Origin of the sequence: Blastopirellula marina DSM 3645 (assembly GCF_000153105.1) — a bacterium.
GTDB lineage: Bacteria > Planctomycetota > Planctomycetia > Pirellulales > Pirellulaceae > Blastopirellula > Blastopirellula marina.
This window is the reverse complement of sequence record NZ_CH672376.1, coordinates 4,241,713-4,267,655: the sequence shown is the minus strand read 5'-3', so window position 1 is coordinate 4,267,655 and position 25,943 is coordinate 4,241,713. Positions and strand designations below refer to the sequence as shown.

At 56.6% G+C, this 25,943-nt stretch carries 22 protein-coding genes; 5 read left to right on the top strand and 17 right to left on the bottom strand.

The window, feature by feature from the left end; all coding sequences use genetic code 11:
* Positions 1–428: SLC13 family permease (locus tag DSM3645_RS19095; RefSeq protein ID WP_202594963.1), on the bottom strand; the 428-nt coding region annotated here is incomplete at its 3' end.
* A 9-nt stretch (positions 429–437) separates the two neighbouring features.
* A complete protein-coding gene (locus DSM3645_RS19090) occupies positions 438–1,115 on the bottom strand; it encodes a hypothetical protein (RefSeq protein WP_040351978.1) in 678 nt (225 codons plus the stop codon).
* Between the two features lie 388 nt (positions 1,116–1,503).
* Between DSM3645_RS19090 and DSM3645_RS19085 the strand changes: the two genes are divergently transcribed.
* A complete protein-coding gene (locus tag DSM3645_RS19085; protein WP_002653934.1) occupies positions 1,504–2,010 on the top strand; it encodes a hypothetical protein in 507 nt (168 codons plus the stop codon).
* 31 nt (positions 2,011–2,041) lie between these two features.
* Here DSM3645_RS19085 and DSM3645_RS19080 read toward each other — a convergent pair whose 3' ends face one another.
* The 6 genes from DSM3645_RS19080 to mutS all read right to left on the bottom strand — a co-directional run bounded on the left by DSM3645_RS19080 (position 2,042) and on the right by mutS (position 9,721).
* Positions 2,042–2,428, bottom strand: a complete 387-nt coding sequence (locus tag DSM3645_RS19080; RefSeq protein WP_131282716.1) for a hypothetical protein — start codon at positions 2,426–2,428, stop codon at positions 2,042–2,044.
* Positions 2,429–2,616: 188 nt separating this feature from the next.
* Positions 2,617–3,573: a DUF1559 domain-containing protein gene (locus tag DSM3645_RS19075; RefSeq protein WP_002653932.1), complete on the bottom strand. Its 957-nt coding sequence runs from the start codon at positions 3,571–3,573 to the stop codon at positions 2,617–2,619.
* A gap of 606 nt (positions 3,574–4,179) precedes the next feature.
* Entirely contained in the window at positions 4,180–4,611 is a 432-nt protein-coding gene (locus DSM3645_RS28635; RefSeq protein WP_002653931.1) for a hypothetical protein, read from the bottom strand.
* Positions 4,612–4,721: 110 nt separating this feature from the next.
* Positions 4,722–5,768 (bottom strand): DUF1559 domain-containing protein, encoded by a 1,047-nt coding sequence (locus DSM3645_RS19065; protein ID WP_002653929.1) that lies wholly within the window; start codon positions 5,766–5,768, stop codon positions 4,722–4,724.
* 418 nt (positions 5,769–6,186) lie between these two features.
* Positions 6,187–7,107: an orotidine-5'-phosphate decarboxylase gene (pyrF, locus tag DSM3645_RS19060; protein ID WP_002653928.1), complete on the bottom strand. Its 921-nt coding sequence runs from the start codon at positions 7,105–7,107 to the stop codon at positions 6,187–6,189.
* On the bottom strand, positions 7,100–9,721 hold the full coding sequence (gene mutS, locus DSM3645_RS19055) for a DNA mismatch repair protein MutS (protein WP_002653927.1): 2,622 nt from the start codon (positions 9,719–9,721) through the stop codon (positions 7,100–7,102). The genes pyrF and mutS overlap by 8 nt, the downstream gene beginning before the upstream one ends.
* Before the next feature lie 211 nt (positions 9,722–9,932).
* Here mutS and DSM3645_RS19050 point away from each other — a divergent pair, with 211 nt between their 5' ends.
* Positions 9,933–10,373: a hypothetical protein gene (locus tag DSM3645_RS19050; protein WP_002653926.1), complete on the top strand. Its 441-nt coding sequence runs from the start codon at positions 9,933–9,935 to the stop codon at positions 10,371–10,373.
* 37 nt (positions 10,374–10,410) lie between these two features.
* Here the strand turns inward: DSM3645_RS19050 and DSM3645_RS19045 are convergent, their stop codons facing one another.
* From DSM3645_RS19045 to DSM3645_RS19015, 7 genes are all read right to left on the bottom strand, one after another.
* Complete coding sequence (locus DSM3645_RS19045) at positions 10,411–11,307, bottom strand: alpha/beta hydrolase (RefSeq protein WP_002653925.1); 897 nt, start codon at positions 11,305–11,307, stop codon at positions 10,411–10,413.
* Between the two features lie 46 nt (positions 11,308–11,353).
* On the bottom strand, positions 11,354–13,246 hold the full coding sequence (locus tag DSM3645_RS19040) for a redoxin domain-containing protein (protein ID WP_116344440.1): 1,893 nt from the start codon (positions 13,244–13,246) through the stop codon (positions 11,354–11,356).
* Between the two features lie 254 nt (positions 13,247–13,500).
* The gene (gene ndk / locus DSM3645_RS19035) at positions 13,501–13,959 is read right to left on the bottom strand and encodes a nucleoside-diphosphate kinase (protein WP_002653923.1); all 459 of its coding nucleotides are present in this window, start codon (positions 13,957–13,959) and stop codon (positions 13,501–13,503) included.
* Between the two features lie 149 nt (positions 13,960–14,108).
* Positions 14,109–14,852: a response regulator gene (locus tag DSM3645_RS19030; RefSeq protein WP_002653922.1), complete on the bottom strand. Its 744-nt coding sequence runs from the start codon at positions 14,850–14,852 to the stop codon at positions 14,109–14,111.
* A gap of 60 nt (positions 14,853–14,912) precedes the next feature.
* Positions 14,913–15,578, bottom strand: coding sequence for a phosphate signaling complex protein PhoU (gene phoU / locus DSM3645_RS19025; RefSeq protein WP_002653921.1), 666 nt, complete (start codon positions 15,576–15,578; stop codon positions 14,913–14,915).
* Between the two features lie 127 nt (positions 15,579–15,705).
* Positions 15,706–17,472: a sensor histidine kinase gene (locus DSM3645_RS28630; RefSeq protein ID WP_002653920.1), complete on the bottom strand. Its 1,767-nt coding sequence runs from the start codon at positions 17,470–17,472 to the stop codon at positions 15,706–15,708.
* 208 nt (positions 17,473–17,680) lie between these two features.
* The gene (locus tag DSM3645_RS19015; protein ID WP_002653919.1) at positions 17,681–19,063 is read right to left on the bottom strand and encodes a Gfo/Idh/MocA family protein; all 1,383 of its coding nucleotides are present in this window, start codon (positions 19,061–19,063) and stop codon (positions 17,681–17,683) included.
* 535 nt (positions 19,064–19,598) lie between these two features.
* On the opposite strand from DSM3645_RS19015, the gene DSM3645_RS19010 reads away from it, so the two are divergent.
* From DSM3645_RS19010 to egtD, 3 genes are all read left to right on the top strand, one after another.
* The gene (locus DSM3645_RS19010) at positions 19,599–20,630 is read left to right on the top strand and encodes a DUF1559 domain-containing protein (RefSeq protein WP_081444895.1); all 1,032 of its coding nucleotides are present in this window, start codon (positions 19,599–19,601) and stop codon (positions 20,628–20,630) included.
* Between the two features lie 112 nt (positions 20,631–20,742).
* A complete protein-coding gene (locus DSM3645_RS19005; protein WP_002653917.1) occupies positions 20,743–21,153 on the top strand; it encodes a carboxypeptidase-like regulatory domain-containing protein in 411 nt (136 codons plus the stop codon).
* A 331-nt stretch (positions 21,154–21,484) separates the two neighbouring features.
* Positions 21,485–22,444 (top strand): L-histidine N(alpha)-methyltransferase, encoded by a 960-nt coding sequence (gene egtD, locus DSM3645_RS19000; protein ID WP_002653916.1) that lies wholly within the window; start codon positions 21,485–21,487, stop codon positions 22,442–22,444.
* Positions 22,445–22,507: 63 nt separating this feature from the next.
* Here the strand turns inward: egtD and egtB are convergent, their stop codons facing one another.
* Entirely contained in the window at positions 22,508–23,782 is a 1,275-nt protein-coding gene (egtB, locus tag DSM3645_RS18995) for an ergothioneine biosynthesis protein EgtB (RefSeq protein ID WP_002653915.1), read from the bottom strand.
* A gap of 132 nt (positions 23,783–23,914) precedes the next feature.
* Entirely contained in the window at positions 23,915–25,864 is a 1,950-nt protein-coding gene (locus tag DSM3645_RS18990; RefSeq protein WP_002653914.1) for an exo-alpha-sialidase, read from the bottom strand.
* Between the last annotated feature and the right edge of the window lie 79 nt (positions 25,865–25,943).

Sequence of the window (25,943 nt, the reverse complement as noted above, 5' to 3'; positions counted from 1 at the left end):
GCCGCCGTCGCGATCATAAAACCGAGCACAATCCGCCGCGGTTGATCCCCCATCGCATAGACGATCGACAGCGCGATGCGGCGATGCAAACCGCTTTCTTCCACCGCCAGAGCGATTAAAAATCCCCCCAAGAACAGAAAGATAAAGCGACTGCCGTAGCTGGCCGACACATCGGCCATTGATTGAATGCCCAACAACGGCATGAGCGCCAGCGGAACCAGCGCCGTCGCCGCGATCGGCAACGCTTCGGTCAGCCACCAAACCGCCATCAGCGCAGCGACGGCCGCCATGTAATTGAGCTGGGGGTCTTCGGGATGCAATTGCCAACCGAGACTTGGACCAACGACAAAGGCGATCGCAACCGCGAGACCGATCCAGCGACCGATCATTGGAATGCGGCCTATGCCTTCCACAGATGGAGTGCTCATGACGGCGTTCTATTCGAACTCACCGCCAATTTCCACCGCCATCGTTCCCTGATTGTCCGAGTTATCGACGTCGAACATTTTCAAGAACAATCGCCCTGACGCCGGCGCGGCGAAATCGCGCTGCTTGCCGATCGTAAACGGCTGCGGCTTTTTGTCGCCGGGTACGGCGATATAGCCGACCAGGCTCCCTAGTTTCAGGTCGCGCAGTTCGCGCGGCGGCTCGACTCCGTCGGCGTCCCCTTCATACACAAAGGTCCACTTCCCTTCGGCGACGATCCGGAGCAAAGCTCCCTTGTTCACATTGATGCCGGTATCGCGCCAATCGCCGTTGGCGCTAATCGTCAGCGATTTGCGGTTCGAACCAATCAAATTGCGATTGATCGCTTCCAGCTTGTCTTTCGCCCCTTTGTACTGCGGAGCAAGCTTCAAGATCTCGATAAAAACCGACTTCGCCTTGGCCCAGTCTTGCTTGCGAGCGTACTCGTCTCCCAGATCTTCCGCCTTCTCGACAAACTCTTTCTGAAACTTCAGCAGCCGCGGATCTTGCGTCGTCGGCTCCGACGGAGCCGCATTTTGCGACGGACCGCGACCACGGCCTTGCGCAAACAACGACGAGCTGAGCAGCAGCGATACGATCACGGCCAAAGCCAAGGATGGGCCAGACAGCCGTAGATACCAAGAGTGCATGAGCGGAACTCCAGCGGGGGGGAAAATCGACGGGGGAGCGGCTATTAGAACGTCTATGACGATCTGGTTCAACAAAGACGGCAGGCCGCAAACTGCTTCTTTGGAAAGAACGGGCCTGTGGCGCTAGTGTACTTTAGAAATTGGGCGGATTCGCCCAGAAACGCGAAGACTGGTTGCCGACACGCAGAAAACCAGAAGCGAGAAATGGAAACTCGGGCGGAAGATAATTCCCATTTAGTTACGACATTTCATAACATCATACACAAGAATTTCATTTGACATTTTTATCGCTTGTGCGTACGACGGCACTACCATGTTCGCGCCACTTATTTACAATACCATACACGTCCCATTCCTCCATCTTTTATCTTGAGTAAGGGCCAAAGTCATGTCGCGGTTGAATTTAATTACTGGTGCATTGCTTGGATTGAACGCCGCACTGGTCGGAGTCGTATTCGAACCAACGATTACGCGACACTTCAATCTTGAGTTAGCGACAAAAGAAGTTGAGCTGCCTCCAGTGCTCAATGCGGATGGCACGATCGCAAAACCCAAGCGAAGCGTCATCAACGATTTGGACCGTGCGGAGAACGAAGCTCGACGCGTTCAATACCGCAAAGGATCCCAGAATCTGATGTATATCTCTTTGTCGATGATCGCGATGGGCCTCATTAGCGCCAACCATCGCCAAAGTCGACTCCCGGCGATCGGCGGCGCAGCAAGTTTTTCGCTCGCCGCAATCATTATCGGGGTCTGCCCAATTGTGGCCGGTATTTGCGATATGCCAATCGTGGCGATATTCGATCCCATCGGCGCTCTGGCGTTTGCTGCGGGCTGGATCTGCGTTGTGGTCGCTATTCTTAGAAATGGCCCTCCGGAAGCGTCGCCAAAATGACGCTTCCGGCTCTGATTTTTACCGGACCAGACTATCGACGTCGTCGCACTTTTGACGTCAAGTCAAAGTTAATCGTCATTTTGTCCTCGCCCACATCGGCTGAAAGATCCGAGCTTTCTTCGAGATAGCGTAGAGGAACAATCGAACCGCTGACCATCTGCCCAGTTATCGTCACCTTCTGTTCGCCCGGGATGCATTTCAGCGTATAGCTTCCGTTTTCTACTTCGCCGGAAACGGCCGAATTTGCGGAACCTTGCACCGGGGAAAAGATGACATAGCCCTTATTGACGGGCGTTCCATCGACAGTCACCGTCCCCGATACAGTAAATGTTACGGGGCCTCTGGAGCAACCAACACTCGCCGCAGCAATAATAATTACAGCTATCGCTATGAATTTTTGGATCGCAAATTTGTTCATTGGTATATCACAGAATTCAAGTTGACATGGCCAACATTCCGCGCCCTTCGTAGATAGGATTACAGTGAACCGCCGCTAATTCGCCGAGAAGTCTAGCGCCGCATCGCCCAGCAGCAGATTGCGGCGCCAGCAATTTTCTAGTTGAGCGTTCCACCTTGGGACACTTCAACAATGGCGATCGCTATCGCTTAGAATGAACCGCTCACGACGTTTCCGTCATTGCGGGCCCCCATATAGCTGAAGATATCCTTGTTCATCGTATCCGGCAGGAACGAGACCGAGGCATCAACTCGCGAAGTCATGACGCCGCCTGGATGATAGCTGCGAAGCATGTAGGTCGACGCGTAGGGACCACTCGGGGAACAAAGGCGCTTTGTCGACGAGAAACAGCGTGCACCATCGCCAATGTCGGGAATCTGAGCATTGTTGAAACCCCACGAAGATCGTGCGGTAAACATGGTTTCCATAAATTGCCCATCCCAGTAGCCGCCAATTGCATCAGCCGGCTCGCCATTCGCATCCTGGACACACTCGCCAAACATCAGCGTATTGCTCGTTCCATCCGTAACATCGCGGAAGTTGATGCTCGACTTCATGAAGAGCACTCCCACTGCATCTCCGAGATTGCCCGGATTTAGAGTATCTGTGTGGGCATTGCCGAGGTAATTTCCTTGAAAACCGACCGTGCCAACCTTACCGCCGCTTGGGTCTGACGGGCAGACAAATGACGACACGACCGTATTGCGAGCAGTCGAACTCCAATCCGTCGACGGCATGCTGGGCATATCAGTTTTGATCGCGTCGTAGATTGCCGACTGCTCCACAAAAGGAAGAGTCCCCTGGAACCAGGTAGCGCCATAGGGTTGCTCCCCAGCTGTATCCGTAAATTCGGGATTGATCCCGCTATACAGACCATAGGCGAACTGCCCATACGGCAACGACAGGTACGTATCGTGGTAGTTGTGCATCGCCAGGCCCAACTGCTTCAAGTTGTTGCTGCAGCTAATCCGGCGCGCCGCTTCGCGGGCTTGTTGCACGGCCGGCAGCAGCAGAGCGATCAAAACGCCGATGATCGCAATGACCACCAACAACTCAACCAACGTGAAGGCGCTACGGCGGCGTCCGCCGAAGAAAGAGATCTGCATTTGAGCGTCCCCTAAAACATGAAAAATAAATTCGATGCCTGTCGCATAGGCGCTAGGCAGTTGATTCGCAACCGTGGGGCATGATGGGGTTGCGCTAAATCAGTGGGGCAAACGCCAAAATACGAAGGGTTATCGAACCTATCCATACTTCCGACTGGGGGGCGCCTTTTGCATAACATGGCGTCAGGAAAATATCTTTCTTCGTCTCAAAAACGAGAAGTCGCCTAGCAGGCGAATATCAACTCTTACTTATGCAGAAAGCACGAGTAAAAACGGCGCATGCATCCTTTCCACCAAAATGCACTCCCAATTCCCCAAACGCTGCCGCGAGAAATAAATGCGCAGTTTTGCCCAAATCTTCTTCAGGACGCCCCCGATTTACCGACAACTATTTTGGCAATTCTTTCGACATCCAGCAAAAGATCTGAGCCGAAATACAGGTTTCTCCCCCCTTGGAATCCATTTTCCCCCGGAATGAGGCGGCGAATCTCCCTTTTGCAAAACTACAGCGATCCCTCGTTTTTCTCTATACAAGAGAGGATCGTTCGTAAAAGTCCGCAAAATTGTCTGGCGCGGCCTGGCATGGTCTTATATCCCGCCTCTCGCTTAGCGACGCGGAGTCAGTTCAATTCGCAGCGTATTGACGCCGTCATGAATCTCGATGGAAGCATCCTGCGGCGTTAGGCCCGTGTATTGCCCCTTGGGCAACGATTGCCCGGGACGTAGGTTCTTGGGCAACTCGGCTCGGGGGGCCGTATAAGACAAGACGCCGGGTCCGATCACGGCGCCGTCCGTTTCGTGATAGGTTCCCAGTTCAAATGTCCCGTCCGATTGAATCTTGCCGGAGGCCGACTTGCCGGCAGCACTGGGTCGAAACGTAATCGCGCCTGCGGTAACCGGCTCTCCCTCCCAAGTGACGGTCCCCTGCACCGGCGCGGTTGCAATCCCTCCCGAACTTCCACATCCGGTGCTCACTAGCAGCAAGATCGCCGCGGCGGCGATAGTCGGGCCGTTTTTTCTAATCGTATGTTTGCTCATGGTCCTTTGATCCGTTCTCTTAATTTGATGCTGGGAAATCTGCACGCGCTGCGCGCAGGCAGACAGAAAGTCGCCTGGCCTGCGCTGACGTTGGAACATCGCGAACGCGCCTAGGGAAGCTCGAATACGGCGCCATCGTTTCGCGAGCCCATCGCGCGATAGGTGTCGAGATTGACGTTCTCGCTGACAAAGTGAACCGAACCGTCGACAAACAGAAACAGCGCGCCGCCGGGATGCTTGCTGCCGAAGCTTTGGTCGGCTTCGTCGGTATTGTCGGCGCGGTTCAGATAATAGTCGTAGTCCATGATTCGAAGCGAAGCGCCGATGCACAGTCCGTTGCAATTACCGCCGTTTCCGCCGGCCCAGATGGGATAGCGACAACTCGTGTTGTTGGTCGCCGACGTCCCGCCGGTTTCGGTCACTTCGCCGACGGCGACCGTATTGCTAGAGCCGTCGGTGATCTGGGCGAAGTCGGTCATCCAGTTCCGATTGTCGTCGCTGGAAAAGAGAATCACGCCGTTTTGCTTGTCCCCATGAAACTCGCCGCAACCGGTTCGCGCCGTGCCGTCATGATTGATCCCGTCGCGATACGACCAGCCGTTATTCCCCAGGTAGTTGGTCTTCCCCCAACCGTTGTCGTCGTATTCGGGCAGAATATCGGAAGGACAGATGTAAGTTTTGATCGTAATGTTCTGCAGACTGCTGCGCCAGCCGGTGAACCACGGCTCGCTCATCTTCGATCCACCTTCGCTGGCGGTATCAATATTGGATCCGCTCCAGGGCGCGGGCAGCTGATTTGGGCCCGATCGAAAAACGAGATACGCTTTCTCCCCGTCTCCGCCGACATAGCTTTGCGGCAGCTCGAAAATCGCTTGCTGCTCTAGTTGCGGCAGCAGCAGAAACGACCACGAGAATGCGTGATTATCGTTGTTGGGCTGTCCCAGCGGGAACGCGCCGTAGGTGTCATGAAACGTATGCATCGCCAAGCCGATTTGCTTCATGTTGTTGCTGCACGACATGCGCCGCGCCGCTTCGCGCGCTTGTTGCACTGCCGGCAGCAGCAGCGCGATCAAGACGCCGATAATCGCAATCACCACCAAGAGTTCGACCAGCGTAAATCCACGTCGAATTCGCCAACCGCGCAAAGAATTTGACATACAGAGACCCCAAGAAAATGAAACGAATAAATCCCAAGTCCGAATGGACAAGTTCGCGATATTTTCGGGGCTCTCACGTGGGGCATGAGGAGAACTTCAAAATAGCGGTGCGTATAAAGCTGCCTAGCATTCACCTGGGGGGAATGACTGCTGGCAACGCCAAGCATTCTTTTTTCTTTCCCAGTTCTTTTTCTCGCGAGCCGGAGAGCCCGGATTCAAGCGGACTGGATGTGCGGTTCATGCGCGTAAAGAAAGCACACTGGCGATGAAATTGCCATCTTCAGAAATTTCTGTAACAGCCGCGCCAGCGCCGGTAGAAACAAGACGCGCACAGAATTGCCCAGCCGCTGGCCCCGATGCGCAAAGATCCTCAATTACGCCGCGCGATAATCTACCCGCTTTTTAGCGCAATCCTTGACTAACTTGCAGCGAGCCTTCCGGCCGGCGTGTCGGCCTTCAGCGCGGCGATCATGTCGCGCGTCGCGGCGGCGCTCGCGTCTTGCCATTTCGCCTCGCCGTACTTCGATTTGTAAGGCTCTTTGGCGAACGCGAAGTTGATCCCGCGAGAGTTGTTAATCAGCGCTCCCAGTCCGTTGGCGTCAAACGCCGCGGCGACATCCTTGGGCCCGCCTCCTTGGCTGCCGAAGCCCGGCACTAGCAGCCAGGCCGACGGCATCACTTCTCGCAACTCAGAGAGCTGCTCGGGGTAGGTTGCTCCGACAACGGCGCCAACCGCGCCGTACGATTGGCCCGGCATTTTGGTCGCAGCGGCCAACGACTCGACATGCGCGGCCATCCGGCGATAGATCGTCTGACCGTCGATCGATAGATCTTGCAGCGTGCCGCTGCCGGGGTTCGACGTCTTAACCAACACAAAAATGCCGGAGTCCGTCGCGACGCACTGGTCGACAAACGGCGTCAGACTGTCATCGCCCAGATAAGGATTGACCGTCAAGCAATCGCCGCCCCAGGCGCTGTCAGCTCCTAAGTACGCTTTGGCGTACGCTTCGGCCGTGCTGCCGATATCCCCTCGTTTGCAGTCGAGGATCACCAGCAAACCCTGCTGCCGCGCATACGTCACCACCTTGGCGAGCGCCGCCATGCCCAGCGGTCCGAGTTGCTCAAAGAAAGCGGCCTGCGGCTTGACCACAGCGACCAGGTCGGCGATCGCGTCGATCAACTCGCACGAGAATTTTTCAAATGCGGCGGCTTGGCCGGCTAGCGATGAATCGGTTTGCAGCGAAGGAGGAAGCTGCTCGAACCGCGGATCGATACCGACCAGCGTCGGAGTTCCCTTCTGCTGGACAGCCGTCGCCAATCGTTCTGCAAAGTTAGCCACCGGGTGCTCCTTCGTCGTGCAAATCTTTTTTCCAGGCCTGCAACAATTGCAATGCCTGCAGCGGGGTCGTCTCGTCGACATCAACCTCGCGCAACTTCTCTAGCAGCGGGTGCTCGTGCGGACCGAACAAACTCAGTTGCAAATCGGTCTTGGGGCGGCGCTCTTTTTTCGAGGCGATCTTCGCGTTGCCGCCGCTGTCGAGATGCTCTGATTCTAGCTGATTCAAAATCTGCTTGGCTCGCTCATTCACTTCGCGCGGCACGCCGGCCAAACGAGCGACATAGATGCCATAGCTTTTGTCGGCGGCGCCGGGAACGATCTTGTGCAGGAAGATCACCTTGTCGTCCCATTCTTTAACGGCGACGTTCAAATTAACGACGCCGGGGAGCGAACTCCGTAGATCAGTCAGCTCGTGATAATGGGTCGCAAACAACGTGCGGCAGCCGATCTTGTCATGCAGATACTCGACGATCGACCAAGCAAGTGAAACGCCGTCATAGGTGCTGGTGCCGCGGCCGATCTCGTCCAGGATCACCAGACTGCGATTGGTCGCCGTGTTCAAAATGCGAGCCGTCTCGGTCATTTCGACCATGAACGTACTTTGCCCGCGTGACAGCTCGTCGCTGGCGCCAACCCGCGCGAAAATCCGATCGACGATCCCTAGATCGGCTTCGCGAGCCGGCACAAAACTTCCCATCTGCGCCATCAGCGAGATGAGCGCGACCTGGCGAATGTAGGTGCTTTTGCCCGCCATGTTGGGGCCGGTGATCAGGCCGATAAAGCCCGATTCGCTGTCGAGCTGTGCGTCGTTCGGAACAAAGCCCCCTTCGATCTCTTTCAAGTCAAGCACCGGGTGACGGCCATCCAAGATCCGCAGCACCGCTGACTCGCCCACCTGAGGGCGACAATAGTTGCGTTCCCGCGCCAGTTCGGCCAACGACAACAGACAGTCCAAGTTGGCCAGCACGTCGGCGGTTTGCTGAATTCGCTTGGCGTCCAGCTGCACCGCATCGCGCAACTGGCCGAACAACTCGTACTCCAGGTCTTTCGCTTTTTCGTCGGCGGAGAGGACCTTTTCTTCGTACTCTTTCAGCTCTGGCGTGATGTAGCGTTCGGCATTCTTGAGCGTCTGCTTGCGGATATAGTCGGTCGGAATGCGTTCGCGGTTGACGTTGGTCACTTCCAGATAGTAACCAAACACCTTGTTGAAGCCGACCTTCAAGTTGGCGATGCCGGTCCGCTCGATCTCCTGCTTCTGATACTCGGCGATCCACTGCTTACCGCCGGCCGCCAAACCGCGCAGATGATCCAGATCGGCATTGAATCCTGTGCAAATCACGCCGCCGTCACGCGGAGAAAGGGGCAAGCTGTCATCCAGCGCCTCGGCAAGTTGTGAGCGAATCTCGGAGCACAGATCCAACCGCTCTTCTAACAGCCGCAGCATGCTGCTTCGCCGCGACGTGATCTTCGCTTTGATATGCGGTAGACGCTCGAGCGTTTTGCAGATGTAACCGAGATCGCGCGGCGACGCGCGGCCCGTCATCACGCGAGCAAGCAGCCGTTCGAGGTCATAAACTTCTTTCAAGCTCTCGCGCAGATCGCGGGCCAGCGCCGGCTCCAGCACTAGTTCTTCGACCCCGTCGAGCCGGCGATGAATCTCTTCTAAGTCGGTCAGCGGGTTCGAGAGCCAATCTCCCAGCAACCGGCTTCCCATCACCGTCACGCAGCGATCAATCGCGGCAAGCAACGAACCGTCGCGGCGACCATCACGCATCGTGCGGGTCAGCTCTAACGAACGGCGGGTCGCTTCATCGATCTCGAGCGTCGAACTCGCGCGATACGGCGTGAGCCGCTCGATGTGAAGCAGCGAAGTCCGTTGCGTTTCTTCCAAGTACTCCAGCACCGCGCCGGCCGCACAAACGGCCAACTGATCCTGATCGCCAAATCCAAAGCCTTCGAGCGTCATCGTCTCGAAATGTCGCTTCAGCACCTCGCCGGCGCCTTCTTTGCCAAACGCCCAGGCGGGTCGATAGGTCATCAAGATCGACTCGTGCAGATGCGTCGGCACCACGTTCGACTCTTCAGGAACCAGACATTCGGAAGGCGCAATCCGGGCCAACTGATCGGCCAACCGCGCCGTCGGAAAGACGCCGCTAAAAAAGCGGCCGGTCGACATCTCGACCCAGGCGACCCCAACTTCGGCGGCCGTCTCCTTTTTTCCAGGCAGTGCGACGGCGGCTAAGTAGTTGCTCTCGCGCGGCTCGAGCAGCGCATCGTCGGTCAACGTACCCGGTGTGACAATCCGCGTGATCTCGCGGCGGACGATCCCCTTGGCCTCTTTGGGATTTTCGACCTGATCGCAGATCGCGACCCGATACCCCAGATGGATCAGCTTGCCAAGATAGTTATCGAGCTGATGATGCGGGAAGCCGGCCATCGGCGTGGCGTTTTCGCCTTTGTCACGGCTGGTGAGGGTCATCCCCAACACCCGCGCAGCGGTCTTCGCATCGTCGTTAAACAGTTCGTAGAAGTCCCCCATCCGGAAGAAGAGGATCGCGTCGCCGCAAACTCCCTTCGCTTCGAGGTACTGCTGCATCATCGGGGTGACGTTCATCGCGACAATTTATCACGATGCGCGCGGTGCATGAAGGGGCGAGGGGAGAAAGAAATTGCTCGAAATCTCCGCCGATCCGGAACGATACTCTTAATCGGGGGAAACTGCCAAACAGATCAGGCACAATTGCCCAGTCGAAGGGTAAAACAGTGAGAGAGTGGATTCGCGGGAAACTCGTAGTCTCCATCGACACCACCAAGGCGCCTGGACCATGTACGACCAGTCCGATCTCGAAATCATCGATCCGATCGACCATATCCGCCAGCGTCCTGAGATGTATCTTCCAGGCGGAGATACCAGCGGGAGCGCGCTGGCGCAGCGCCTCTTTTTTGACATGCAGTCAACGTTCGACTGTTTGATTATCGCCCAGCAAATCGGCGATTGGCGAATCTTAGGAAGCGATCACAATTGGGTTAGCGATGTCGCCGATCCTCGGGACGTTTTCCGCCGCATTGTTCCCTTCTCCAGGGATGGGCAAGTCTGCTTTCATGCCGAAATCTTGCTTGCGGCGCTGGCGAGTCAAGTTGTCGTCTTCGATCGTCTGCAATATGAAGTGATCCAGGGGGATGCGGCGATTCCATGCGAAGTCCTGGGCCTACCCCAGCAAATGCCGCAGTTGGTGAGATGCGTTGCATTTTTGGTGGAGAAATAGGGGATCGGAGGGAAAAAAATGGCGGGGTTTTTGTTGCTTACTTCGCCGCCGACTCTCCTTTCAACTCGCGTTCAAAAAACGTCATCGCTTTCATCAGCGCCTGCAGTCCTGTCGCCGGTCCAAAGCCGTGACCGTCGTTTTCGTAGAGGACGAATTCGGATTGGCGACCCGCTTTCTTCAGCGCTTCGTGCAGCGCTTCGGTTTGGCTCGGGGGGACGAGTTGGTCTTTGCCGCCTTGCAGGATTAAGAAGTTGGCGCTCTGTGCGTCGACGTGCAGCGTGGGGGAAGCGGCGATTTGGTTTTCTTCGTTTCCCTTCTTTAGGAAACGATCGATCATCTCCTGGACGGCGAGATTGGCCGAGATTTCATACTTGGTCCAATCTTTGGTCAAGTCGCCGGGGCCGTAAATGTTGACGACGGCTTGCACGCGGGTTGACGGCTCGCCCGGCTTGGCGGCGTCGGTCGTGCCGAGCAGTGAAACGAGATGGCCTCCGGCCGAATCGCCGGCGGCGCCGATCTTGGTCGGGTCAACGTTTAGCTTTTCGGCGTTCTCACGAATCCAGCGGACCGCTTGACGACAATCGTCGATCGCGGCGGGCCATTGGTTTTCGATTTGGCCATCGGCGCCATCTTTCACCAAGCGATAGTTGATGCTGACGGCGACGTACCCTTGTTTCGCCAACATTTTTCCAATCGCGACTACGGTTCCGGCTTGCTTGTTTCCACCGCGCCAGCCGCCGCCGTGGATGAGCAAGACGACGGGGCGAGGAGCATCGGACTTCTCCGCCGGCGAATAGACGTCGGCCAGCAGCTTCATGTCGCCAACGGTTCCGTAGACCACATCGCGATCGATCGTCGAATCGGCGGCGCGTGCTTGCGTAACCAGAAAGCCCGTCAATAAGAACAACGACAGCAGAGAAAGTTTGCGCAGCATGGTGGAGTTCTTTCCTGGGGCAGACAGTGGAGAAATAAATCGGAACCTATTTTCGCACACTTAATTTCAATCGCAAGCGCGCCGCCGCTCGGTCGATGCCTTCACGAGTCAGGCGATCAATCACCATCGGCTGGATCGACTCCTCTTTTTCGGTCGTGACCAGAAAGAAGCAGTAGAGCATCTCGTCGTTCGTCTCTTCTCCCCAGGTGACGCGTTGCGGCGGCGAGCTGGGATTGGACGGGTTCTCTGCAGAGTTGTCATAGGTCGCTGTCGAAACAATCCGCGTTCCCTTGGGCAGCTGAAACGGCTCGGCGAACACGTACTCGTCTTGCCAGTTGAAATCCCACTGCGGTACGTGAATCAAGTCGCGCGTCGTCCCGTCGGGCAACTGGGCGACCACGTTCATCGTCTGCCCCAGCAGATGCATGTGCGGAATCATGCTGAGCATCGTGACATCTTCGGTCAGCGTGTAGGATGCCTTCAGACGATAGTCGCTCTCGCCGGGCTTGATGTCATGCATAAACGACGAAGTCCACAGCGCGAACGCTTCCTGCTTCGGCTTGTCGACAAAGTAGATGCCGACCTTCGAACGGTCTTTTTCGGCCTTGCCGCTGGGATGGTAATGAATCTGCATCACCAGGTCCGATCCTTTGCCCAACAAGCGACCGAGTCCTTCCGGCAGTTTGCGCGGCGTTTTGCCTGGCGACCAACCGCCGATGCTGCCGGTCGGCAAGAAGCCGGGACCGCCGAAGGTGCCGTAACCGGGCTCCGGCGTTCTTTCGTCGAGCTTGCGCGCTGCGCCGTTTTTGTCGAGATACAAGAGCGAGTGATGGACGACGCTTGGTGCGCCCGGCTTGAACTCGACCGTCGCAACGTACTTGTCTTCCGGGATGTCGATCGGAATCACAAAGTTCTGATACAAATCGCGACCATCGGCCGGCACTTCAAACTCGGCCGGCATCTCGACAATCAAGTCGGGCTCGCCCAAGTACCAACCTTCCGGAAATTTCGGCTGCTCCGGCATGTCGGCCAAGTCCCCTTTGGCTCGATCGGTCGCGACCCACGCTTTGAGGACGGCGATCTGCTTGTCGGTCAGGGTTCGCTGCCCTTCAAACTCGCCATGCCGCTCGGCGACTTTCCACGGAGGCATCAGCCGCGACTCGCAGACCCGGGCGATCTGCCGAGCGCGCTTCGCCGCGTCTTCGTAGGTGACCAGCGGAAAGGGACCGACTTCTCCGTCACGATGGCACGTGACGCAGTTGGCGTACAAAATCGGTGCGACATCGCGGGTATAGGTCACTTCGGCCGCTTCGTCTTCGAGCGGCGCGTAAGATTCGTAGTAGCAGCCAACCGCTTCGGTCACTGCTTGTTTGACCGGCTGACCGGCGACGACCGCCGCCACGGCGTCGGCTAGCGTGTGTTCGCTCGCTTCGGGACGTTTGCGGCCGATCTCGCGATACATGTCATCAATGCGGCCGCGATAGACCAGGTCGCCGTCCGCATCCAGCACGAAGGCTTCCGGCACAAACTTGGTTTGAAAACGCTGGCCTAATTGGCCATCCCGATCGACCAGAATCGGCAGATCAATCGAAAACTCTTTGGCGAACTCGCGAATCTCGGCCGGCGTGTCGGTCACATCGGCCCAGACGGCTCGCAGCGAAACTTCGCTATCGGGCGTATTCCATTGTTTATCGAGTCGGCCGAGCAGCGGAAAGTAACCGCGGGAGATCGGACACTCGCCGGTCACAAAGACAAAGACGCGAGCCTTCTTGGCCGCCGCGGCGGCCAAGGGGTGGATCTGGCCGGTGGAGTCGAGCAGCGAAATGTTCTCGCCCAGCGGTTGCTGAGGCTTCGTTTCGGCGGCTTTCAAGCTCGTCAAAGACAGCAGCAGAAAAACCAAGCTAACGACTGCAAATCGATCCGTGTTCAAGATCCTCACTCCTTTTGGCGACTAGGAAATCGTGTCCCGCAGCGACTGGCCGAGACCACAAGATTTCAGGCGTTCACTATAGACTTACCCAGGCCTGTTGGGCAAAGGTTGCGTAGCGAATGAATTTTCTGCGAGATTCTCGTGTGACCGAAAAAGGGGGTCAGGTCCCAATTTTGCGGCAAAACTGGGACCTGACCCCCTTTTCAGCGCCCTGCCTGTGCGGGGCGCATGGAACGGAGTGTGATTGTCGGCGGAGGTCTAACTTATTCGTCGTCGGCTCGCAGCCAGGGAGTCAAGCTCAGCGTGCAATCGCACAGCTCCGACTCGGTGAAGTATAGGCCGATCTCGCGAGCGGCCGCTTCTGGGCCATCAGACGCGTGGACCAGGTTCATCTGGCGGCTGCTGCTGAAATCGCCGCGGATCGTGCCGGCGGCCGCTTTCAGTCCGCTGGTCGCTCCCAGGATGTCGCGGATGACGCGAATTGCTTCCAGGCCTTCCAAAACCAGCGCCACAACCGGCGACGCGGTGATGAACGCTTCTAGACCGGGGTAAAACGGCTTGGCGACATGTTCGGCGTAGTGCTGTTTCGCCAGATCGGGCGTAACTTGCATCAATTTCATGCCGACGATGTTCAGCCCTTTGTCTTCAAAGCGGCTGATGATCCGGCCGATGAGACGGCGCTGAACGCAGTCGGGTTTCAGTAGAATAAGCGAGCGTTCCATATCGATCAATTCTCCAAAGCGTGGCTGAACCGAGCGATTTTAGAGAATCCTCGCTCGCGGCTCAACCGCGCTACACGCGGCAAGGGAAAGAAAATAGGCCAAGCTTTGCAGGCTGGCCTATTGGCAGTTTGATTGAGATATCCGGCGTCCTAGTGTTGGACGACATGCTCGGCGTCGACGTCGTCGGTCGTGTCGGTCACGGCGCCTGGGTCGCGGAATCGATAACCGACGCCGCGAACGGTTTCGATCAATTCGGCTTCATCGGCCATCTTGCGGCGCAGCGCCCGAATATGGACGTCGATGGTTCGTTCCATCACGACGGTATCTTCGCCCAAAGCGGCGTCGATCAGTTCCGAGCGTTCAAACACGCGGCCCGGCTGACGGGTCAGCGTTTCGAGCAGGCGAAACTCGCTGCGCGTCAGTTGCAATGGGCGACCGCTCGCGGTGGCGCGATGCCGGCGACGATCGATCGTGATCCCTTGCGACGCAATGACATCGTCCAGCGAGTTGTCGGCGCCACGTTTGCGACGAACCAAAGCTTTGATTCGTTCCAACAGCACTTTGACGCTAAACGGCTTGGTGACGTAATCGTCGGCGCCCAGCGAAAAGCCGATCAGCTGATCCGACTCTTCCGACTTGGCGGTCAACATCAAGATCATGATGTCTTTGGTCGACGCATCCGCTCGCAGCCGACGACAAACTTCGTGACCGTCGACGACCGGCAGCATCAGGTCGAGGATGACCAGATCCGGCGTTTTGATCTGAGCCTGGGTAAGTCCGTCTTGACCGTCGTAAGCCGAGATCACTTCATATCCGGCTTGGCGCACGTTGTACGCCAAGACGTCGGCGAGAGAACGGTCGTCTTCGACGATAAGAACTTTCAAACGGGCCATCAAACAATCCCCAACGTAATGTTGCATTAAAGGGTGGATAGGTGACTAACTCGACAGTAACTAACTCGACAGGCCCGACTGATGCCGGACAATTTCGCCTTCGATCAGGTAAATCACATCTTCTGCGATATTGGTTGCATGGTCGGCGATTCGCTCGATATGGCGACTGGCCGAAAAGCAGTGCAAACCCGGCTCGATCTCGTATGACGAGACCTTCATCCGGTCTTGCAATTCTTGAATGATTTCGCGATTGAGTAGGTCGACATCGTCGTCCAATAGACGAACGTTCATCGCGGCTTGACTATCGAGACCGACGAACGCGTCAAGCGCTCCGGCGACCATCTGCCGCGTGATGTTGACCATCCGCTCCATCCGGGGCGGAATCTCAAAGTTTGGATATTGCACCAAGCATTTGGCTCGCTCGGCGATGTTGACCGTCAGGTCGCCGATCCGCTCTAAATCATTATTGACCTTCATCACCGTCGCGATGCGTCGCAAGTCGACGGCGACCGGTTGATGCAGCGCCAGCATCTTCAGGCACTCTTCTTCGATCACCACTTCCTTTTGGTCGGTCAGCTCGTCAGCGGCGATCACTTCTTCGGCCAAGGGGAAACTGCGGTCGTACAGCGACTTGATCGACTTTTCGATCATCTCTTCCACCAGACCCGACAACGACAGAATCTCCCGGTGAAGAGAGTCGAGGTCGCGTTGCAGGTGGCGGCTCATCGGAAGCAATCCAAAATGGGGGGTCCGACTGTTTCGCCGGGGTAAATCTCCTGATGAGCTAGAATTTAGTCGCCGATTGTTAACTTCATGTTAACACCAGGTGAGCGACTTCGTTAATTTGTAAAAATCATCCCCGGGGAAGCCGCACTGTAAACTTGCTTCCTTCCCCGACCTGGCTTTCGACGGTCACTCCGCCGTTCATTGCCTGGGCGGTATGTTTTACGATCGAAAGCCCTAGCCCAGTTCCTCCCATTTCGCGCGAACGAGCCTTATCAACGCGAAAGAAACGCTCGAAAATCCGCTCCAGCGCCGCTTGGGGGATGCCGAGCCCGGTATCTTTGACGGTGATTGCGACATGCGATCCTTCGAGCCCCCAAGCGACATCGACCGAGCCCCCCTCGGGCGTGTACTTCATCGCATTGTCGATCAGGTTGCCCAAGATTGTGCGCACTCCTTCCTCATCCCCCAAAACCGAGATCTCTACTTCCGGCGGATGAATTCGGAGCGCAATCTGACGTGATGCGGCGACATCGCGCTGCACCTGGAGGACGTTCTCGATCACATCGGCGATCGGCACTTCGGTAATGTCGAACGCTTCTTCCCGCGATTCGATCCGAGCCAGATGAAGCATGTCCTGGATCAATTCGTGCAGCCGATCGGCCGAATCCATGATCTGCGACAGAAAGTAACCGCGATTTTCAATATCTTCGATCGCACCTAATTGCAGCGTCTCGGTATAGGCGCGAACCGCCGCCAGCGGCGTTTTTAGTTCGTGCGAAACGCTCGAGACAAACTCGCGTCGCATGTTTTCTAACCGTCGCAGTTCGGTGACGTCATGCAGCACCATCACGACGCCGGGGCAAGGTTCGCCTGGCAAGCGATTGGCCTGCAGGCTCAGCGTCCGTCGCGGCGTGGTCGAAACTTCAAACTCGTTTCGATACGGTTCGTCACTCGCGATCGCCGCACGAAACGACTCGTCCAGCGACCGATTGCGCGTCAGCTCTAACAAGGGACGTCCAACGGGGTCTTCCGCGCGAATCGCCAATAACTTTCGGACGGCGCCGTTGGCCAACAGCACGCGCTGCTGAGCGTCGACAGCGATGACTCCTTCCACCATGCTGCCGAGAACGGTTTTCAACCGATTCGACTCTCCGGTCAATTCATCCACGCGCAAATCAATTGCGGCCTGCATTTGCGAAAACTGCCGCGCGGTCTCTCCCAGTTCGTCTTCCGCCGCTGCCCAGACATGTCCGGTGTAGTCTCCTTTGGCGACGCCGGCACAGGCGCGAGTCAATTGCTGGACCGGAGCGACGATCCGCTCTTCAAATCGGCGAGCAATGAAATAAGCGCCGGTCAAAACCACAATCCCCAGCGCCATCGCCCCGATTACCAGGCGATAGGAAGCGTTCAGACCGTCGGCCTCGATATCCTGCCCTACGCGGACATAACCGACGAGCTTTCCCTGCTCTTCGAACGGCAACGCGATGAAATAGAACGGATGCCCCGGCAGTTGCGGATCGCTCGCCGCTTCCCCCATTCCCGTTTCGGCCGCCGCTTTGAATTCAGGCAAGCGCAAGACGTTCGGCATTCGCGCCGCATCTTGCCGCGTATCGATCAAGACTTTGCCGTCTAAGTCGGCGACGGTGACATACAGTCCCGACTCTTTGGCTTGCGACTGGACCAACGCGCTTAACGCTTGCGGATCAAACGACAAACCGACCGCTTCCAACTCTCGGCGAAAGAATCGCGCCGAGGTCTGTAGCGAGTCGAGCTGACGCAGACGGGCTCGCTCCATGCCGTCGAGAAAAAAGAGAGCGATCGCGCCGGTCGTAAACAGGAAGATAATCAGCCCAAGCCAAAAGAAGAGCGCCCAGCCGATTCGAGATTGCAGCATTCCTGAAAAGGCCTTCGTGCGACGGATGGAATAAAGGGGCGCGGGGTAAACGTATTCCGGCAAATTGGGCGTAATCTCGTAACCTAGTCGGATCTCGTGAAAATGAGAAGCCTCTTCACAGGAACTTCTTGCGGTTACGAACGTAAAAAAGGGGGCGCGTCCCGAAGAACGCCCCCCTTTTTCGCTTTTTTCGTTGTCGCGATCCGGCTTAGACCTTAACGGTCTTGCCCGGAATCGGCGTCGGGTACGGCGAACCGTCGACGCGGGTCGGCTTCCCTTCGGCGTTCGGCTGAACCGGCGCTTCGGTATCCATCGAGGTAATTTTGTCGAAGTCGGCCAACGTATCTTGCGAGTTGAACGCTTCATCCCAGCTGAGGTTACGGCCCGAGTAAGTCGCCATCCGACCGAAGATCGCGGTCATCGTGCTCATCGCGCCATATTCGGCTTCGTTCGGGATCTCGCCGCGACGCAGCTGCGCGAACAGGTCATGATGTTCTTCCTGGTGACCGTTGCCGCCCCCGTTGCCATAGGCCCAAGCGACTTCGCCGTTCGGCTTGAAGATCTTGGCGCCGCTAATGTCGCAATACCCCTTGGTGCCGTGGGCATGTTCCGAAACGCTGCTCCACGTCTTCGGAATATGACGACAGCAGCTCATCATCTTGGTCCCTTCACCATAGGTGAATTCGATCATATGGTGATCGAAGATCTGACCGCTGTCTTTGCCAACGCGAACTTCACGTCCGCCCATGCCTTCGGCCATGGTCGGATAGCCCTGCATCAACCAGTTGATCACGTCCAGGTTATGGATGTGCTGTTCGACGATATGATCGCCGCAGAGCCAGTTGAAGTAGTACCAGTTGCGCATCTGGTATTCCAGCTCGGTCTGCTTGGCGTCGCGGGTGTTCATCCACACGCCGTTGCTATTCCAATAGGCCCGCGCGAAAACAATGTCGCCGATCGCGCCGTCGTGCAGACGTTTGATCGTTTCGATGTAACGCGGCTCATGGTGACGCTGCAGACCAACGGCGACCGCGAGGTTCTTTTCTTTGGCGATTTCGTTGGCGGCCAACACGCGGCGAATGCCGGGCGCGTCGGTCGCAACCGGCTTCTCCATGAAGATGTGCTTGCCGGCGTTCACGGCCGATTCAAAGTGCAGCGGGCGGAAACCGGGAGGAGTCGCCAAAATCACCAGATCGATGTCTTGTTCCAACACCTTTTTGTAGGCGTCGAAGCCGACGAACTGACGCTCTTGCGGCACGTCGACCTTGTCCGCATGTCGCGACGTGACGCCGCGCAGACACGATTGCAGACGATCGCCGAATGCATCGCCCATCGCGACCAACTTGGTCGGGCCTTCGGTGTTCATCGCTTGCGTCGCGGCGCCGGTGCCGCGTCCGCCGCAGCCGACCAGACCGATTTTAATGACGTCGCTGCCGAAGACATGCGCCGCACGCGCCAAAGGCAACGTGCCGGCCATCGCGCCGCCGGCGATCAACAGGGACGAGCCGGTTTTGATAAAGTTGCGCCGGGACGACTTCGAAGCGTCGCTGGTCGATTCGGCGGCAGGTTGTGCGTTGGACTCTGGAGACATGAGGTGCGTATCCTCCGGATCGTAGAGATTTAGGTGCAAGAGGTGAGAAACATCAGGCAGGAGAGGGGAAGTTTGCAAACTTACAGCCTAAACTAGTTTCTGTCCCCAATCAATCAGATATTACGCAGAAGAGCCTTCCCTAATCTACTTTTCGCGTCCGTGCAAAGTCTGGCGAAATCGCATCCGCAATTCACGAGGGATTAACTCGGAAGAACGTCTTGCGGAAGAAAAGTGCTCGCTAAATGAAAGAGGTTCTCCTCGCTTGGGCGGATCTCACCCGAGAACCAGCGCTGAAAACTTTCGCATATTTGCTGGCTGCTCTTTCTCGCGTCTCTCCGGCATTTCTCTAGCCTGGCGGCTATTCCCTACGGAGGGCGAGAACGAAATATTTCTTATTACTTTTAAGATTATGTTGCCAGAACCCCCTCGCATGTGTAGTATCACGTAACGGCACACGGGCCGCCTGCGAAGCTTAACAACCGCGGTCGATCGTGATTTACTTCTTCATGTAACGTTTTTCACGGAGTTTCGCACGATGTCCAAAATCACAGATACTCCCCATTTGTCAGTTGCATGCTGGTCTCCATTCTCTTGCAGCAAGCGGCGGAATGCGTTCACGCTGGTCGAGCTGTTGGTGGTGATCGCCATCATCGGCGTTCTGATTGCGCTGCTGTTGCCGGCTGTTCAACAGGCGCGTGAAGCGGCTCGCCGGATGCAGTGCACGAACAATTTAAAACAGATCGGTTTGGCCCTCCACAACTATCACGACACCTACCAGAAATTCCCCAATTCGTATCAACCTGATAAAGCGCGGTGGTCCGTTTCTAGCGTTCCGGAGGGTGAAAGCGCCTTGTGGACCTGGACGTCGTTCATTTTGCCACAGGTCGAACAGCAGAACTTGTACGACAGCCTTCAAGTTGGCCATCTGCCTGGCGAAGTGTCGCTGGATGACGCAACGCGATTGGGCATCGCACAAAGCGGATTCGCCGGCTATCAATGTCCTTCGTCCGCTGCTCCCCCGCTGAACTCAGAGCGTAAGATCCCGGCCGGTTCAGGTGGTAACGCCGACTGCACCGACGCTGGGTGCGTCGAAGTCGCCACGGCAAACTACGTTTGCGCCAATGATAGCCACAACCTTGATCGTGACAATTGGAACGGCTTCATGGGAAACGACCGCACGCCAAGCGGCTTCATGACGGTCTCTTTTGCCGATATTGTCGACGGTACGAGTAATACGATTGCCGTCGGAGAACGTACTTGGCAGCTTGCCTCACGTACGCTGCGAGCCAGCACGCAATTGTTGATGAACGGTGACTCTCCTAACGTTAGCCTACAGGGCAACGCATACATCAGTGCTGGCGGACGTTGGTCGCTCAATTGCACGAACTCGCAAGACTGCGACCGAGGTTTCAGCAGTAACCACCCAGGCGGCGCAGAATTTTTACTTGTCGACGGATCGGTTCACTTTATCAGCGAAACAATTGACCACGATACCAATAGCTCGGTTAACAGCGCCTACGAGTATTTGATCTGCCTCGACGACGGCAATCCGGTCGATCTTCCCTAACTCGACTCTTTGCGTCTTCTCTAGATCAGCTGGTGTTAGCACTTCCTACGAAAAGGCTTGGATTGCCTTGCGCAGGCCCTGTTCCCATAATGTGAATCACGGACTCATTGTTATGCATCGGATATTTGTCGCGGCCTTATTCTTGATCGGCTTATCTGGTTGCTTCGGCTCGGGCGGTCCCGAACTAGGCATTGTGGAAGGAACCGTCAAGCTGGATGGACAGCCGTTGGAAGGCGCCACCATTTCCTTCGTCCCAGCGGCAGGGGGTCGCACCGCTGAAGGCTTCACAGACGCCGAAGGACACTACGCAGTCGAGTTTGCCGCTGGCGCCAAAGGTGCACTTCTCGGAGAACACAAAGTTCGTATCACGACGCTAAAAGAGAAAGTCATGAGCGACAGTGGTCGCGTCGCCGATCCCGGCATACCAGAAAAAGTTCCAGCGCGATTCAACAGCGAAACCGAACTGATCCGAGATGTTCAACCGGGCCAGAACATCTTCGATCTCGACCTGCAGTCAAAATAAGTCCTGCCGATCAAGAAATTACGACATGACTTGCCGACGTTGATTTCAAGACGAGTTGCGGCAAGCTCTGGGCCAGAACAGGTAACCTCTCCACGCGCCGCGTCCTCCCAAGGGCTCTCCATCCCCCAATCCGCGCCCATTGCCAATCGATCCAAAGTCTGTGATCGATGCGTAACATCTCTGCGAATGCGGCATCCAAATGCTGATCGCACTAAAGGAGCTCCTTGCGCAGATTTTTTTCCTTAAGCTTACTTTCACTCCGCAGCGCAAATCGGCACACAAAATGCTTTTCCATCGGGCAAATCAAAGCACACCCCAGGATTCGCCGATCATGGACATGATTGCCCCGCTGCAAGAAGTAATTTTGGAGCGTTTTTATCAGGATGTTGTCGCTGGCCTCTCCGCCGCCGATAAATCGCTGCCTTGCAAGTACTTTTACGATCAACGCGGCTCTCAGCTGTTTGATCAAATCTGTGAGCTCGACGCCTATTACGTCACGCGGACCGAGATGAACATCATGCAGCGGTTCGCGCATGAGATCGCAGCAGAGCTGTCCCATGTCGAAACCTTAGTCGAACTCGGCAGCGGCAGCAGCGTCAAAACGCGGTTGCTGCTCGACCAACTCGGTCGTCTGGCGGTCTACGCGCCGGTCGATATCAGCACCGAGCATCTATATGAGACGGCTGTCGCTTTAAAACGAGATTACCCGCGACTCAGCGTCACGCCGCTCTCGGCCGATTTCACGCAGCCGATCTGCTTGCCGGAGAGTTTTCCGCAAGAGTTTGTCGCCGCCTACTTTCCCGGATCGACCATCGGCAATTTTGAACCCCACCAGGCCATCCAATTACTGCGCGCCATCGCCGCAACCTGCCGCCTTGGGGGAGAATTGCTGATAGGCGTCGATTTGGAAAAGCCGGAAGCGGTGCTTCAGTCCGCTTATGACGATCCCCAGCAAGTGACCGCTGAGTTCAACTTGAATTTGCTCCACCGCATCAACCGCGAACTGGACGCCGATTTTCAAATCTCACAGTTCCGCCATGTCGCGCAGTTCAATTCGGCCGCAAGCCGCATCGAGTTATACTTAGAGAGCCTGACCGAGCAACAAGTCACGATCGGCCAGCAAGAGTTTCATTTCGCCCCAGGCGAACGAATCTTGACCGAATACTCGCATAAATATTCAATCGCCCAGTTTACCGAATTGGCCGCCGCAGCCGGCTTCGCCGTCGAAGAATATTGGACCGACGACCGTGAGTACTTTGCCGTGATGTTGCTACGCGTAGTGAAGCATTAACGCCGTCTTGCATTTTTCCATTTGGGCATGGCGCCTACGCCTGTGCGAAATACGAATGAGCCGTTAAATCGATTTCGCCAACCGAATCCCGCTGAACTGCCAGCGTTTGCCGGGTCCGAAGAAATTGCGATAGGTCGCGCGGATGTGCGATTGCGGCGTCACGCACGATCCGCCGCGCAGCACCCACTGATTGCACATGAACTTGCCGTTGTACTCTCCCAAAGCGCCGGCCGACGCGCGATACCGTGGGTAGGCCGTGTAGGGACTCGCCGTCCACTGCCAAACGTCGCCAAACAACTGTTGCATCCGATTTGTCGCATCCAGCGACGCCGGCAAGGGGCGGAACTCTTCGCTTTCTAGAAAGAGACCCTGGATCGAATCGCTCGACGCCAACTCGGTTTGGGCGGCCGTTTCCCACTCTTGTTCGGTCGGCAGGCGATGCCCAGCCCAACGTGCAAACGCGTCCGCTTCGTAATAGCTGACGTGATGCACTGGCTGCGACGGTGACACCGGAACCAAACCGCCGAGCGTCAATTGCAGCCAATGCTCTGCCTGTTGGCGCCAATAGAGCGGAGCAACAATCTGCTGGCTCTGCAAAAAATTCCAACCGTCCGACAACCACCACTGCGGATCTTGATAGCCGCCGTCGGCCATGAACTCGAGATACTCGCCGCTAGTAACCAGACGCGACGCAAGCGCATACGGCTCGAGCAAAGTCTGGTGCGCCGGTTGTTCGTTGTCGTAACAAAATTGATCTCCGTCGTAACCGATCGAGCTGATTCCCCCTTCATACGCAATCCAGCGCCGATCGCTCGCAGCCGTCTCACCGATCGCGGCTTGATCTACATACGCCGGACAAAGCGGGTTACACGAAAACGCATGCTTCAGATCGGTTAGCATCAATTCTTGATGCTGTTGCTCATGATGCACGCCTAGTTCGATCACCGTCAGCAGTTGGGCGTCCAACGTGGACATCACCTCCTCGATGCGCTCGTCCACATACCGGCGATACTTCCAGACATCGGTCACCGTCGGCCGCGATAACAACCCACGCTCGGATCGCGGAAACGGTCGTCCCACCGTGTTGTAGTAAGAATTAAACAGATACTCAAACTGCGGCCACGGCGAGACGTAGTCAGCGAGCGACGGCTGCAGCACGAACGTCTCAAAAAACCAGGTCGTGTGCGCCAGATGCCATTTGATGGGACTCGCGTCCGGCATCGACTGCACGACAAAATCTTCGATCTCTAGCGGAGCGGCGATCTTCTCCGAACGTTGGCGAACTTCGCGAAACTGTTGTCTCAACACTTCTGAGCGGATGTCGACGGCGGTACTCATCGCGGCTGGCTCCCTGCTGTTTTGTAACACGAAAGAAATTATACCCGCAAGTTGCCGGCATATTCCGTACCAAAACAAACAGACTGCGCCGCTTTGGGCCGCTGTAAGTGAAGAGCCCGGGAGAATTCGCGTCTAGCTTGCCGGTTCCGTATAAAGATCGCGAATCGGAATCGAGCGAAATCGAGAAGAGATCTTGCCTGCTCCGCCGACGTAGTAAGTCATCAACAAGCGGCCCTTCCAAAACAGGACGCTCGTATAGGCGTACTCGTGACCTTTCTCCGCTTCCACGTTGCGCCGTAGTCGCCAGGTTTTGCCTTCGTCAGAGCTAATCGCTAGCGACAGCGGATTGCGTGATCCGCCGTGATGGCGCCCTTTCTCAACATTGTCATTCCAGATTAGCAGCAAATCGCCGGTCGAGGGGATTCGCCGAATCGTTGCGGGCGCTTCCGGCCCCGGCACGCCGAGCGACTGCGGCTCGCTCCAAGTTTCGCCGCCATCTTCCGACATCGCATGCGCGATGTGCCCTAGCTGATTGCGAAAAATCATCATCACTCGATTCCCGTCGATTTCTACAACTTCCGGCTCCATCGCGCCCCGCTTGGGATAGTCGACGCTTTCTTTACCAAGGCGCCAGGTTTTCCCTCCATCATCCGAAAGACAGCATTGGCAAACAAAATGATTGACCCGCTGTACGTCTGCGGTCGACGCCAAGGGAACGATCAAACGCCCCGTCGAGAGCCGCGTGACACGATCGTTGTTGAGGATGTGATAGCCCATGTGCGGCGAAACGCGAATCGGATCACCGAACGTACGGCAGCCGTCATTCGAGATGCGTAACATGACCCGAATGTCGCTGTAGGAGTTCTTGTTGAGATAAAACATGCCGATCGGCCGATGCAGTTCGGTCGGCGGCGCAAGATAGCGGAGCGTGACCGACATCACATTCAGGCTCCCCGTATTCGGCTGCAGCACTTCCTTGTCGCCCCAGGTCAGCCCGCCGTCGGTCGATCGCCGAGCGACAATTTGCGCATCGGCATGATCCGAGGATTTTTGAAATTCGGTCACCGCGTACAGCAATACGTCATCATTGAGGGCGATCACTGAACCTTCGCTATAGCGAGGAAACTTGGGCGTCGCGGGAAAGACGTTACGAGCAAAATTCGTCGCCGGATCGCTTTTCGGAGAGTCGCTACGATGCGATAGATTCAGAATCGCCTGAGCCGCGCGAATCGTAGTTCCTTCGTCGGGGTCGGCCAGCAAGCGAATCAATTCAGGGCGAGCGGCGACAATACCGGCTTCGCCAATAAATTGGATGGCCTCACTACGTACTAGCGGATCCGAGTCTTGCAGATAACTGGGGAGCGTATGGCGCGCCGTCTCATCTCCCAGCAACGCCAGAGCGGCGTTCAACGCCAATCGATCGCTGGCTGTGGACGCGGACTGTTGACGCGTCTTCAGCAAACCTATGGACTCTGCATCTCCGAGTCGTGCGACCGCCCAAGCGGCGATTTGCAAATCTTTCCACTCCGCTTGCTTGATGACTTCACGCAGTTTTGCGGTCGCGAGCGGATTGCCCCATTGAGCCAGCGCAGCGGCCGCTAGGATCGTCTGGGCGTTGATGTTTTGCAGCTGATCAAAGCGTTTTCTTAAGATGGGTCCCTCGCCGATTTCCTCGATCCGAAAGAGTGCTTCGCACGCGGCTGTCTGCGTCTCAAAAGCGACGTCGTCCTGCAACGCTTGCACCAAGATAGCAAGAGACGAACGTTCGCCGGCACGCACCAATTCGCGAGCCAACTCGCAGCGGCGGCGGCTCTCGGTCGTCTGCTTTAGTTGCGGCGCCAAAGCGGCGATCACTTCCTGCTGCTTACCGGCGTTGGTCAACCCTTCGGCGGCGTTTAGCGCGACGCCGAGGTCAGGAGACTGAAGTCCCGTTTGTAAGATCTCAAGACTACGTCGCTCTGCATCCTCTATCGTCGACGGTTCGCCCGCTTCGATCGCCGTCACGACGCAAAGCACGCCGGCACAAACAAACATCGCGGCGCAGCGAAATGCGTTGCTCCAGAGAAGACAGACGTTCTTCATTGGTTCACCAAACGGAAAAGATTAAGAAAGAGCAGGCGGTGCGGTACTTATCAATCTCGCCAGGGAGAAGGCGAGAGGA

Bases quoted from the DNA above. Each gene is read 5' to 3' on its own strand.
- DSM3645_RS19010 (WP_081444895.1), top strand. From the start codon at position 19,599: ATGTCCAAAATCACAGATACTCCCCATTTGTCAGTTGCATGCTGGTCT.
- DSM3645_RS19030 (WP_002653922.1), bottom strand. From the start codon at position 14,852: ATGGCCCGTTTGAAAGTTCTTATCGTCGAAGACGACCGTTCTCTCGCC.
- DSM3645_RS18990 (WP_002653914.1), bottom strand. From the start codon at position 25,864: ATGAAGAACGTCTGTCTTCTCTGGAGCAACGCATTTCGCTGCGCCGCG.
- DSM3645_RS19085 (WP_002653934.1), top strand. From the start codon at position 1,504: ATGTCGCGGTTGAATTTAATTACTGGTGCATTGCTTGGATTGAACGCC.
- DSM3645_RS19080 (WP_131282716.1), bottom strand. From the start codon at position 2,428: ATGAACAAATTTGCGATCCAAAAATTCATAGCGATAGCTGTAATTATT.
- DSM3645_RS19045 (WP_002653925.1), bottom strand. From the start codon at position 11,307: ATGCTGCGCAAACTTTCTCTGCTGTCGTTGTTCTTATTGACGGGCTTT.
- DSM3645_RS19075 (WP_002653932.1), bottom strand. From the start codon at position 3,573: ATGCAGATCTCTTTCTTCGGCGGACGCCGCCGTAGCGCCTTCACGTTG.
- phoU (WP_002653921.1), bottom strand. From the start codon at position 15,578: ATGAGCCGCCACCTGCAACGCGACCTCGACTCTCTTCACCGGGAGATT.
- mutS (WP_002653927.1), bottom strand. From the start codon at position 9,721: ATGAACGTCACCCCGATGATGCAGCAGTACCTCGAAGCGAAGGGAGTT.
- DSM3645_RS19090 (WP_040351978.1), bottom strand. From the start codon at position 1,115: ATGCACTCTTGGTATCTACGGCTGTCTGGCCCATCCTTGGCTTTGGCC.
- DSM3645_RS19015 (WP_002653919.1), bottom strand. From the start codon at position 19,063: ATGTCTCCAGAGTCCAACGCACAACCTGCCGCCGAATCGACCAGCGAC.
- DSM3645_RS19065 (WP_002653929.1), bottom strand. From the start codon at position 5,768: ATGTCAAATTCTTTGCGCGGTTGGCGAATTCGACGTGGATTTACGCTG.
- DSM3645_RS28630 (WP_002653920.1), bottom strand. From the start codon at position 17,472: ATGCTGCAATCTCGAATCGGCTGGGCGCTCTTCTTTTGGCTTGGGCTG.
- DSM3645_RS28635 (WP_002653931.1), bottom strand. From the start codon at position 4,611: ATGAGCAAACATACGATTAGAAAAAACGGCCCGACTATCGCCGCCGCG.
- ndk (WP_002653923.1), bottom strand. From the start codon at position 13,959: ATGGAACGCTCGCTTATTCTACTGAAACCCGACTGCGTTCAGCGCCGT.
- egtD (WP_002653916.1), top strand. From the start codon at position 21,485: ATGGACATGATTGCCCCGCTGCAAGAAGTAATTTTGGAGCGTTTTTAT.
- DSM3645_RS19050 (WP_002653926.1), top strand. From the start codon at position 9,933: ATGTACGACCAGTCCGATCTCGAAATCATCGATCCGATCGACCATATC.
- DSM3645_RS19005 (WP_002653917.1), top strand. From the start codon at position 20,743: ATGCATCGGATATTTGTCGCGGCCTTATTCTTGATCGGCTTATCTGGT.
- egtB (WP_002653915.1), bottom strand. From the start codon at position 23,782: ATGAGTACCGCCGTCGACATCCGCTCAGAAGTGTTGAGACAACAGTTT.